The 12,336-nt window shown below is 68.6% G+C and carries 5 protein-coding genes; 4 read left to right on the plus strand and 1 reads right to left on the minus strand.

Translation table 11 applies throughout. The annotated features are described in order from the left end of the window. Positions 1–10: 10 nt before the first annotated feature. Complete coding sequence (locus JZ792_RS20595) at positions 11–988, minus strand: ABC transporter substrate-binding protein (protein WP_216912365.1); 978 nt, start codon at positions 986–988, stop codon at positions 11–13. Between the two features lie 231 nt (positions 989–1,219). Here JZ792_RS20595 and JZ792_RS20600 point away from each other — a divergent pair, with 231 nt between their 5' ends. The 4 genes from JZ792_RS20600 (at position 1,220) to nbtC (ending at position 12,334) form a co-directional block, all read left to right on the plus strand. Beyond that, the gene (locus JZ792_RS20600; RefSeq protein ID WP_216912367.1) at positions 1,220–5,785 is read left to right on the plus strand and encodes a non-ribosomal peptide synthetase; all 4,566 of its coding nucleotides are present in this window, start codon (positions 1,220–1,222) and stop codon (positions 5,783–5,785) included. Between the two features lie 126 nt (positions 5,786–5,911). Then, entirely contained in the window at positions 5,912–6,670 is a 759-nt protein-coding gene (locus JZ792_RS20605; protein WP_216912406.1) for a thioesterase II family protein, read from the plus strand. Further along, positions 6,667–8,010 (plus strand): beta-ketoacyl [acyl carrier protein] synthase domain-containing protein, encoded by a 1,344-nt coding sequence (locus tag JZ792_RS20610; RefSeq protein ID WP_216912369.1) that lies wholly within the window; start codon positions 6,667–6,669, stop codon positions 8,008–8,010. Before JZ792_RS20605 ends, JZ792_RS20610 begins: the two co-directional genes overlap by 4 nt. Before the next feature lie 34 nt (positions 8,011–8,044). Next, positions 8,045–12,334, plus strand: a complete 4,290-nt coding sequence (nbtC, locus tag JZ792_RS20615) for a nocobactin polyketide synthase NbtC (RefSeq protein ID WP_438804355.1) — start codon at positions 8,045–8,047, stop codon at positions 12,332–12,334. Positions 12,335–12,336: the final 2 nt, after the last annotated feature.

Raw genomic sequence — 12,336 nt, forward strand, 5'->3', positions numbered from 1 at the left:
GTGTTCCTGACTACTTGGAGATGCTGACCAGCGCGGGTGTCAGCTTGTCCAGGATGTACGGGATCGACTGCACGGTCGGCTGATTGACCGCGGTGATCTCCTGGGTGCTCAGGAAGACGACCCCGCCCTTGCGGACCGAGGGCAGGTCCGAGTACCCGGGCAGTTCGCGGTATTTGCTCTCCATACCCGGGGTGTATCCGGCGAGCAGCAGATCCGAGGTCAGTTCGTCGAGACGTTCCGGCGAGAGCGAGACGCGGCCCTGGCTGGACGGCATATCGATGAGGTTCTGCGGGATTCCGAGGCCGAGCTGTCCGAAGACCTTGCCGGAACCGTCGTTCGGGTCGGTCAGCACCATGAGCTGGCTCGGGCCGCCGAGCCAGGTGCTGGCGAAGGTCTTGCCCTTCAGGCCGGGATTGGCCTGGGTGATGGCGGTGATCTTGGAGTCGACGCCCGCGATGAGGGCGGTGGCGGCGTCTTCCTTGTGCAGCACCTTGCCGAGCGTGGTCACCAGTTCCTGCCAGGGGGAGACGATCTCCTTGCTCAGGCCGGGCAGGGTCGGCGCGATCTTGGAGAACGCGTCGTAGCGCGGCTGATCGGCGATGAAGGTGTCGGCCAGGATCAGATCCGGCTCCAGCGCGGCGACCTGTTCGGGGATATTGCCGGTGGCCTCGATCTGTTTGGCCGACGGCGCGATCGGGCCCTGCCACGGCGGTGTGCTCTTGGACAGCACCGCGACGTTGTCGAGGTATCCGACCGGGGTCACGCCGAATGCCAACGCGGTGTCCAGCCACTGGTTGCCGAGGACCACGATCCGCTCCGGCGTCCCGTCGATCGTGGTCTCGCCACGGGCGTGCTGGATCGTGAGGGACTCACCGCCGCCCGCGGAGTCCTCGTCGGATCCGCATGCCGCCAGACCGAATGCCATGGCACCGGCGAGGACAGCGCCCGCCGCGCGGGCCCAGATGCTGTATGTTCGCCCGGATTTCATTGTTGAACCTCCATCGTCGGGTTTGGTGCTGACCCGGTTCGTCGAGTCGTCCCATGCGGTGGACGACCCACCTGCGCTTCCGCGCGGCATCGCCGTGCCGGTTCGCGGGGCTGATCGATCATCTCATTAGGTTAGCCAAACCACATGTGTGTATCTCCGCGTCGGTCTCGGCTACCATCACATGAGTTAGGCAAGCCTACCTTTTGGTGGCGGCGATTCAGGAGAGCGGTAATGAGTGAGGCCATGGCGGAGATCGAGGACGTACTGGCGCTCAGCCCCTTGCAGGAGGGCCTTTTCTCGCTGTCCCAGCTGACCGGCGACGGCCAGGACGTCTACACGATTCCGTTCGTGGTCGATATCGACGGCCCGCTCGACGCGGAACTGCTGCGCGGCTGCCTGGAGACGCTGCTGCGCCGCCACCCCAACCTGCGCGCGGTGTTCTGGGATCGCGACGTGCCCAAACCCGTTCAGATCGTGCCGCGTCGGGTCGAACTACCGTGGACCGTGCGGGCCGCCGTGTCCGACGAGTTGGACGCGGTCGAGGCCGAGGAACTGAGCCGCCCGTTCGACCTCGCCAGGGGACCCTCGCTGCGGGCCACGCTGGTGACGCTGCCGCCCGCAGAGGACGGCACCGCGCGATCGCGGCTGATCATGACGATCCACCACATCCTGATGGACGGCTGGTCGCTCGGCGTGATGTTCGGCGAACTCCGCGCGCTGTACCAGGCGGGTGGCGCGGCGGAGGCGCTGCCGCCGGTGCGGCCGTACCGCGACTACATCGGCTGGCTCGGCGCCAAGGACATGTCGGCGGCACAGCGCTGGTGGGCCGAGCAATTGGGTGATCTGAGCGGACCGTTGATGATCGCCGACGGCGGCACCAGCATGGGAATCGCCAGGGGCACGTCGACCGAGATCGCCGAGGTCACCCGATTCGTCCTGTCCGCGCGGGAAACCGCCCGTCTGCGCGGCTGGGCGCGACAGCACGGACTGACGCTGAATTCGACGGTGCAGTTCGCCTGGACGATTCTGCTGTCGCGGCTCACCGACCGCAGCGACGTCGTCTACGGCACCATCGTCACCGGCCGCCCCGAGCAGATCTCGGGCGTCGAGCGGATGATCGGCCTGTTCCTGAACACCATCCCCGTGGTGTTCAGAGTCGATCCGTCCGCTTCGGTGGCCGCCGAAGCCGCTCGGCTACAGCGCGAATCGGCCGCCATGCGCGATGTCGGATATCTGAGTCTGTCCTCGGTGCAGCGCGCGGCGGGATACAGCTCGCTGTTCGACACCATGTTCGTCTTCCAGAACGCGCCCATGGACGACGCGGTCGGGGCGAATACCGTCGCCGGGGTCACCTTCCGGCCCATGATGGCCAAGAATCTGACGCACTATCCGCTGACCGTCGTCGCGCACGTGCACGAGGACGAACTGGCCGTCGTGGTCGAGGCGATGCGGGAATCGGTGCCCTACCTGCCCGACGACATCGGCGCGGCCATGCTCGCCGTGTTGCGTCGGCTGCCCGACTCGGGCGAACTTCCCACCGACGACCTCGACGTGTTGCCCGACGCGGCGCGCGCCGAATCCCGTCGGTTCGACACCACCGCCGAGGTGCCGAGGGATCACGACGCGACGATCTTCGAGCTGTTCGAACGCCAGGTCACCGCGACGCCCGACGCCGTCGCCCTCACCACCGACACCGCGCGACTGACCTACCGTGAACTGTCCGAGCGGGCACGGGAACTCGCCGGTGCGCTGCTCGCGCGCGGTATCGAACCCGAAGACGTCGTCGCGATCTCGCTGCCGCGCGACGAGCGCGCGATCGTCTCCGTTCTCGGCGTGCTCGCCGCGGGGGCCGCCTACGTGCCGGTGGATACCGCGCTGCCCGCCGCCCGCGTCGAATCGATTCTGCGGCAGGCGCGGCCGAAATTGGTGCTGGTCTGCGACGGATACGGCGCGGAACTCGACCGGGCCCTCGTGCTCGATCTCGATGATCTCGCCCCGTCCGCGCGGCGGGCCGAATTGCCCGTGATCGCGTGGAATCCGGCGCACAGCGCCTACATCATCTTCACCTCGGGATCGACGGGCGAACCCAAGGGCGTGGTGAACTCGCACTCGGCCGTCGTCGCGTATGCCGCCGATCACCGGGAACGGGTGTACCGGCCCGCGTGCGCCAGGCTGGGACGGCCGCTGCGGATCGCGCACGCCTGGTCGCTGAGTTTCGACGCGTCCTGGCAGCCGATGGTCGGCCTGCTCGACGGCCACGCCATCCACCTGTTCGACGACGCCGCCATGCGCGACGCGCGACGCCTGGTCGACGGGATGGCCGAGCACGGCATCGACATGATCGACACGACGCCGTCGATGTTCCGGCAGCTGGCCGCTGCGGGACTGCTCGACGGTCCGCCCGCCGTGCTCGCTCTCGGCGGCGAGGCCATCGACACCCAGCTGTGGAGTCGACTGCGCGCGCTGCCGAATGTCGCGGTGCACAACTGCTACGGCCCGACCGAGACGACCGTCGAAGCGGTCGTCGCCGACGTCACCGCGCCGGGGGCGACCGGCCTCGAGGTGCCGACGATCGGCAGGCCCACCGCGGGAACGTCGGCCTACGTGCTGGATTCGCGGCTGCGCCCGGCGCCGGTCGGCGTGGTCGGGGAGTTGTATCTCGCCGGTCCGCAACTGGCGCGCGGTTACGTCGGACGCCCGGCGGGTACCGCGGGCCGGTTCGTGGCCGACCCGTTCGCGGGCGGACGGCGCATGTACCGCACCGGCGATCTGGTGCGCCGACTGCCCGGCGGCAATATCGCCTACCTCGGCCGCGCCGACGATCAGGTGAAGATCCGCGGCTATCGCATCGAGATCGGCGAGGTCGAGACGGCCCTGCGGACCCTGCCCGCGATCGCGGGCGCGGCGGCGACGGTGGTGCGACGCGGCGACGCGGTGACCCTGGTCGGATTCGTGGTGTGCGCGCCAGGCCGCGCCGCCGATCCGGTCGCCGTGCGTTCGGCGCTGGCCGATCGTCTGCCCGCCTACATGATTCCCGCGCGGCTGGTGGTCCTGGAACGGCTCCCGGTGAACGCCAACGGCAAACTCGATGTGCGCGAACTCGCCGTGCTCGCCGAACGCTCGCTCGCCGGTGACGGTTCGGGTTCGGCCGCGGAACCCGAGACCGAGACCGAGACCGCCCTGACCACGGTGCTCACCGAGGTCTTCGACGGACGCACCCCCGGCGTCGAGGACGATTTCTTCGCACTCGGCATGGACAGCATCGTGGCGATCTCGCTGGTCAACAAGGCACGGCGGCACGGCATCGCGATCGACGTGCGCATGGTGCTCGCCGCCCCGACCATCCGTGACCTGGCCGCCGCGGTCGACAGCCGGGTGACCGCGCTCGCGGCGCGGGTCGCGAGCGCCGAGGACTACGGTCCGGTCCTACCGCTGCCGATCGTCTCCTGGATGCGTCGTCAGCCCCACTTCCGCAGGCTGGCCCAGCACCTGTTGCTCACCCTGCCCGAGGCGATGTCGGCGGTCGATCTCGAAGCCGTGTTGCAGGCCGTGCTCGACGGGCACGACACCCTGCGCTCCCGGCTCGACGACACCGACGACGGTCCGCGTCTGGTCACCCGCGAACCCGGTGCGGTCTCGGCCGCCGATATCCTCACCCGAGTCGAATTCGACGGTCCCGCCGATACTTTCGCCGAGGTGCTGGCCTCGGCCGGGCGGACCGCGCTGGACGGGCTCGACCCCGCCGCCGCGGAGATGGTGCGGGCGGTGTGGTTCCGGGGCGCGCCCGGCGGCGACGTCCTGCTGCTGGCGATCCACCACCTCGCGGTGGATGTGGTGTCCTGGGGCATCCTCACGGCCGATCTGGCCGCGGCGTGGGATCAGGTCGTGGCGGGCGCGGTCCCCAAGGCCATGGCCGAACCGACGTCCTACCGGCAGTGGTGTCAGCTGATGTGGGATCGGGCTGGACAGCCCGAGGTGCTCGCCCAGCGCGACTACTGGGTCGAGCAGGTCGACGGCCCCGATCCCGCGGTCGGACAGCGCGTTCCCGCGCGGACCGACACCTGGTCCTCGTTGCGTCTCACCCCGACCGAGATCCCCTCGGCGACCACCGCGCGCATCACCAAGGCGCTGACCAGGTCCGACGGCGTGCGGGAATTCCTGCTGGCGGCGTTGACGATGACACTGGTCTCGTGGCGTCGCGAACGCGGCCAGGTCCACGACGGCGGTGCGCTGATCGGGTTGGAGAGCCACGGCCGGGCCGACGCCGTCGTCGGTGCCGACACCTCGGGCACCGTCGGCTGGTTCTCGGCCACCTATCCGGTCCGGCTCGGCGCGGGTGCGGCGGCCGTCGACGTGGACCGGGCCGAGGCCGATCCGGCGCTGGCCCGCACGCTGCTGGATTCCGTTGTCGCCCACATCGCCTCGGTGCCCGAACAGGGTCTCGACTACGGGTTGCTGCACTCGGTGCTCGGCGTTCCCGAACTGGCCGGTACCAAGGAACCGCAGGTCGAATTCAACTATCTCGGCCGAGTCGATCTCGGCGGCGGTACCGACCGAACCTGGTCGATGATCACCGATCCGGCACTCACGCAGGCGATGCCGATCGCGCCGGAACCCGATCTGCCGCTGCGCTATTCGCTCGGTCTGATCGCCGCCGTGCACAACGCCGAGGACGGTCCGAGGCTGATGGTCACGTGGCGCTGGAGCACCGAATTGTTCACCGAGCACGAGATCGACCGCGTGTCCGCGCTGTGGAGTCGGAGCGTGGCGGCGCTGGCGGAAGCACTCGAACACTGAAGTTAGGTTATGGTACCCTTACCTCGCGCAGGGGCCGGGATCTGCTGCGGTGAAACATGTATCGAACGGTTCGCGGATTTGCTTCCGCTGTAGTTGTCGGCGGGAGTTTCGAAAGTGGGTAGCACTATGCAGCACAAACCGGGATGGATCAGGAAGTTCCACAAGCCGGATTCGCCCGAGCGGCTGCCGCTGTTGATCTTTCCGCACGCGGGCGCGTCGGCGTCGGCGTACCGGACGATCTCCAAAGCGTTCAGTGCGCACTTCGACGTCATCATCTTCCAATATCCCGGACGTCAGGATCGTGCGAGCGAACCCGCGTTGACCTCGCTGCCGGATATCGCCGCTGGCGCTTTCGCGGAATTCCGGCTCTCCCCGTACAACCGCGACGTACCGATCATCGCGTTCGGGCACAGCATGGGCGCGCTGGTGTCCTTCGAATTCGTCCGACTCGCGCTCGCCGCCGGTGTGGACGTGCGGCAGCTGACGATCTCGGCGGCGGTCGCGCCCTCGCGCGCCGAATATCGCAAGCCGACACCGGAAGACGACGACGAACTGCTCGACCATCTCGTCATGCTCGAGGGCATCAGTTCCGATGTCCTGGCCAGCCGCGAGATCATGCGTCTGTCCCTGCCCGCCATCAAGGCCGATCACCGGGCGTCGGAGTCCTACCGATGCCCCGAGACGGTGCGCGTGGGCACCAGGATCCACGCCATCGGCGGTGACCGGGACCCCATCGTCTCGATGGCCGACCTGCACGGCTGGCACCGCCACGGCGACGACGTCGAGATCACGATGTTCGACGGCGGCCATTTCTACCTGAACAACCACGTCGACGCCATCACGGAGTTGCTCGCCGAACAGGCGCGCCCCGGATCGCCGGTATGAACTCGAGAGGATCAGCGGTGACAGCAGCAACGGCGTCCGACGTCGATCACATCGTCATTTCCGGTATGGCCATCGAGGCGCCCGGCGGAGTCGACAGCCCGGGATCGTATTGGTCCGCACTGGAGGCGTCGAAGGAATTGATCGGGCCGTTCCCGCGTGATCGCGGCTGGCCGGTCGACGATCTGCTCTCGGTCTCGGAGTTGGAGGGCTGGAGTCACGTCAGCGACGCGGGCGGATTCCTCGCCGACGCCGCAGAATTCGATCCGTCCTTCTTCGGCATCAACCGGCGCGAGGCACTCGCGACCGATCCGCAGCAGCGGGTGGCGTTGCGCGTCGCCTGGCGCGCGCTCGAGAATTCGGGAATCAATCCCGGCGCGCTCGCGGGTGAGGACGCGGGCTGTTTCATCGGCTGCTCGCCGATGGAGTACGGCCCGCCTGCCTCGGAAGTGAACGAATACAACGGTCTTCGGACCATCGGGTACGGACTGCTCAGCGTCGCGGGCCGGGTGTCGCACTGTCTCGGGTTGACGGGTCCGTCGATGACCGTCGACTCGGCCTGCGCCTCGTCGCTGACCGCCGTCCACCTCGCCGCCGCCGCCGTGCGCGACGGCGATTGCGAATGGGCGCTGGCAGGGGCGGTCTGCGTCATGGGCTCGCCGATGGCCTACTACGAATTCGCCAAGGCCAACGCGCTGTCGACCGACGGTCACTGCCGGTCCTATTCCGACGACGCCACCGGAACCCTGTGGGGCGAAGGCGCGGGCATCGTTATCGTCGAACGCGAATCGCGGGCGAAACGACTCGGTCACCGGATCCACGGCCGCATCCTCGGGTCCAATCACAATCACAACGGCAAGGGCAAACCGATCCTGGCGCCGCGCACCGACGCCCAGGAACGGCTGATCCGCAAGACCCTCGACAAATCGGGTATCGATCCGGCGCTCGTCGGCATGATCGAGGGCCACGGCACCGCCACCCGCGCGGGCGACCCGGTCGAATTGGTCGCACTCCAGAACACCTACGGCATGGCGGGTTCGGAACCGCTGCTCGGTTCGGTGAAATCGAACGCCGGTCACGCCCAGGCGGCGGCGGGCATGCTCGGTCTGGTCAAACTGCTGCTCGCGGGTAGGCACGGCATGATTCCGCCGACCCTGTTCTCCGACAATCCCACCACCCGGGTGGATTGGGACCGGTCGAGTCTGCGGCTGGCCACGAAACTTCAGCCATGGGAACCGACGAACGGCGTGCGCTACGGCGCGGTGTCCTCGTTCGGCGCCGGGGGATCCAACGCGCACGCCATCATCGCGATGCCCGTTTGTGAGGAGAACGACGATTTCTAGCTATCGACTTCCCGACGGTTCGATCCCGGTCCTGCTGTCCGCGGATACGCCCGCGACGCTGCGCGAAGAGGCCGCGGCCATCCTCGCCTACGTCTCCGATCGCCCGAAGCTCGGCCCGGATCGGGTGGCGGACATGCTGTTGCGCACCAGGGTCGCCCGGCGGTACCGCGCCCTGCTGATGGTGAACGATCGCGCCGAACTCGACGCGGCGCTGACCGCCGTGCGCGACGGATACGACCATCCGGCCGTGGTCGCGGGCGCCGAACCCGCCGCCGCGCGTCGGCTCGCGTACGTGCTGCCCGGTCAGGGCACCCAGCGCCCGGGTATGGGCACACTCTTCTACGATCTGGTCCCCGCCTTCCGCGCCGAGGCCGACCGCTGCGACGCGATCTTCCGCGACCTGTTCGGTGAATCCCCGCTGCCGTATCTGCTCGACCCCGACGCCGAAGCCGATGACAACGCGCAGATCGTGCAGCCCGCGCTGTTCGTGCAGATGGTCGCGCTCGGCGCGATGTGGCGTTCGGTCGGTGTGGAGGCCCAGGCCACCGTCGGGCACAGCCAGGGCGAGATCGCGGCGGCGTACCTGTCCGGCGCGATGAGCCTGGCCGATGCGATCGTCGTCGTCGGCACCAGGGCCCGCGCGGTCGACAAGATCGCCTCGGACCGGTACGCGATGGCCGTCGTCGCGGCCGACCGTGACGAGTGCGAGGAAGTGCTCGCGCGCGAATCCGGTTGGGCGCAGGTCTCGGTGGTCAACTCACCGCGCCAGGTCGGCATCTCCGGCGATCGCGACACCGTGCAGAGCGTGGTGGACGTTCTCGCCGAACGCGGCCGGTTCGCCCGGGTGATCAAGGTGCGCTACCCGGCGCACACCAGTCTGCTCAACGAATTCCGCGACGTCATCCGTGACGCCGTGCACAGCAGGCTGGAGAACGAGCGTTTCCTCGACAGCGAGATCGATTGTCTCGGCGCGACTCTCGGTGACGCGATCACCGCCGATCTGCCGGTCGACGAGTACTGGTTCTGGAATCTACGCAATCCGGTCCGCTTCGACCGGGCCGTCGCCGCCGCTGTCGCGCGTGAGGTCGATACCTTCGTCGAACTCGCCGAACATCCGACACTGCAACTGGCCGTCGAGGAAAGCCTCGCCACCTTGGCGAGCGATCACGCCACCCTGGTGAGCGGCACGTCGAGCCGCACCGCGACCGATCTGAGCGTTTTCACCCGCAATCTCGCGGTACTGGCCGTCAACGACCTGAACTACCGGTGGGACAGTCTGCGCGTCGAATCCGACGCCCCGGTCCCGCTGCCGCTGCTCGATTTCCCGAATGTGCGGATGAACGAGATGACGTTGTGGCTCGCCCACGACGTGCACCGCGGCAACGCCGGGGCCCGCGCGAACGGTGCGGCCAGGGCACAAGCCGCGCCGGTGCGACCGGAACCGGTCGAGGTGGTCCGGACAGGTCCGACGCCGCGACTGCTCGTCGAGAACTGGGCCAGGCTGGTGCGGCGTTCGATGACCGCGCCCCGTGCGCTCGGGATCGTCGATCACACCGGTGAGAGCGCCGAATTGGCCGCTGCACTGGTCGAATACGCGACGAATCAGGGTTTGGGCGGTCGTCTGCTCGATACCGAGGCGGGTATCGGCGACGGTGGTATCGACACCGTGGTGGTGTTGCTGCCCGCCATGCCCGAGGTGGACGTGACCGCCGCCATCGCGGAGACCGCGGCATTCTTCGGCACGCGACGCTGGCTGTTCAAACCCGAGGCGGCCGTCACCGAATACTGGCTCCTCACGATCGGCGGCGAGGCCGTCGTTCCCGAGGACGCGTCGCCGAATCCGGTACACGCCGCGGTGGCGGCCGGATTCCGTTCGGCGGGCGCGGAATATCCGGGGGTCGCCTTCCGGCATCTGGATCTCGCACCGGGTCACTCCGATGCGGCGGCCGTGACCTCGATCGTCACCGCGCTGCACACGGCAGACGAGCCGGAACTGGCGCTGCGCGAGGGCAATCTGTACGCCAAGCGGCTCGTCGAGGCCGATCGGTCGGAATCGTTCGGCCCGGTCACGGCGGAGAACGTCCTCATCACCGGCGGTACCGGAAGCCTGGGCCTCGAGTTCTGCGAACACGCGGTGCGCTCCGGCGCGCGGCGCGTCACCCTGGTCAGCCGGTCGGGGGAGACCGAGGCGGTCGCGGGGCGGCTGCGTACGCTTCGCGCGCTCGGCTCGGTCGAGATCGACGTCGTCGCCTGCGATATCGGCGACAGCGCGTCGGTCGCGCTGCTGGCCGACCGGTTCCGCGACACACCCGCGCAACTCGTCATCCACGCGGCGGCCGACAATTCGGCCATCGGGGAACTCGAACTCACCGAGATCACCCCCGGACAGGTCGGACAGGCCCTGTCCGGCAAGGTCGCCGGTATCGCGAACGTGCTGGATGCCGTGAAGCTGTCCGCCGACTGCCGGATCGTGCTGTGCTCGTCGCTGGCCGCCACGCTCGGCGGACGCGGCACCGTGGTCTACGCCGCCGCCAATCGGATGGTCGACGCGTTCGCGCGTCAGCGCCGGGCCGACGGTCTGGACTGCGTCTCGGTGCAGTGGGGTCAGTGGTCGGTCTTCGAAGGTCGCGGCAACGGCGATATCGCGCGACTGGCCGAGGTCGGCTACCTGCCGATGGCGTCGGCGGACGCGATCGCGCTCGGTCTCGGCGGGCTGCCGGGCAACGCGGTCGTGGCCGCCTTCGACTGGGATCGCGGACGCACCGTATTCGGCGCCTTCGGCTACGGCCCCCTGCTGTCCGGACTCCAGACGCCCGTTGTCGCGGAGACCCCGGCACCGGCGCTCACCGCCGCGGCCCCGGCCGCGGTGGGCGGCGATGTGCCTGCGCGCGTGACCCGGCTGCTGGCCGAGATCATCGGCGCCGACGATATCGACACCATCGACGCCACCAAGCCGCTGGTCGCCATCGGACTGGATTCGCTGCAAGCCCTCGAACTGCGCAGGCGGGTCAAGAGCGCGTTCGGCACCGATCTGCCCGTGGCCGATCTCATCGGCGGAGCCTCGCTCGCCGACGTGGTGCGGCTCGTCGACACCGAGCACGGTGGTGCCGCGCAGGAAGCCGTCGCCGCGGTTGTCGCGCCGCTGACACGTTCGGCGCCGGTCGTGGAAACCCTGCCGTCGGGTGCGGTGCTGACCGCCACGGAACGGATCGCGAGGGCGAAACTCGCTGCTCAGCACGCGGTTCCGAGCGATTTCGACGCACAGCGATTCGCATCGGCGCGCGCGGATATCGACCTGTACGGCCTCGGGGCGATGCTGGCGGCAGTGCGGCCCGCGTTGTCCGACAGCGAGATTCGCACCGTCGACGATATCGCCGAGCGCATGGAATTCGCGCCGCGCCACCGCTGGCTGCTGCGGCAGTGGCTACAGGCCCTCGGCGCGCACGGCAGCGTCGACGGCGACATGGACAACGGTTTCCGCTTCGTACGTTCGGTGCGGCCGCCGATCAGGCCCGACCTGGTCGAGGTGTGTGCCGACCTCGGCTACTCGCGTCCTCTCGCGACCTTCCTCCAGGCCTCGGACGACCACCTCACCGAACTCGCTGCCGACACCATGCGCTTGCAGGAGTTGTTGTTCCCCAACGGGGATATGACCACCGCCGAGGCCGCCTACCGCGACAACCTCAGCAGCCGCTACCTGAATCTGGCCGCGGGCCGGGCGGTCGCGGACCTGGTCGACGGCCTGCGCGGTGACCGATCGCCGGTGCGCGTCCTGGAACTGGGCGCGGGCATCGGCGGCACCACCGACGACGTCACCGCGGCGCTGTCCGGGCTGCCGGTCGAATACCACTTCACCGATGTGTCCACGTTCTTCCTCGAGGCCGCCAAGGTCCGGTTCGCCGACTATCCGTGGATGCGTTACGGACTCGTCGACATGAACGCGGATCTGGCGAAGCAGCCGCGCTACGACATCGTGATCGCCGCCAACGTGCTGCACAACGCCTTCGACATCGGGGTGACCCTGGGACAGTTGCGCGATCTGCTGAATCCCGGTGGCGCGGTGGTGATCATCGAGACCTGCCACGCGCATTGCGAACAGCTGACCTCGGTGCACTTCCTGATGTCGCCCGCCCAGGATCAGCCGCACGCGGGTCTGACCGACGTGCGCGCGGGCACGGACCGGATCTTCCTGACCGAGCGGGAATGGCGCGAGCAACTGGTGGCGGCGGGGCTGCACCCGGAACTCGTCCTTCCCGAGGGCGACCATCCGGTGGCCCTGCTGGATCAGCGAGTATTCATCGGCGTACGCGGCCGAGGGGAGTGAAT

The sequence above is a fragment of the Nocardia noduli genome (assembly GCF_019038455.1).
GTDB lineage: Bacteria > Actinomycetota > Actinomycetes > Mycobacteriales > Mycobacteriaceae > Nocardia > Nocardia noduli.

Excerpts from the sequence above, each read along its gene's own strand:
- JZ792_RS20595 (WP_216912365.1), bottom strand. The coding sequence starts at position 988 with ATGAAATCCGGGCGAACATACAGCATCTGGGCCCGCGCGGCGGGCGCT.
- JZ792_RS20605 (WP_216912406.1), top strand. The coding sequence starts at position 5,912 with ATGCAGCACAAACCGGGATGGATCAGGAAGTTCCACAAGCCGGATTCG.
- JZ792_RS20600 (WP_216912367.1), top strand. The coding sequence starts at position 1,220 with ATGAGTGAGGCCATGGCGGAGATCGAGGACGTACTGGCGCTCAGCCCC.
- JZ792_RS20610 (WP_216912369.1), top strand. The coding sequence starts at position 6,667 with ATGAACTCGAGAGGATCAGCGGTGACAGCAGCAACGGCGTCCGACGTC.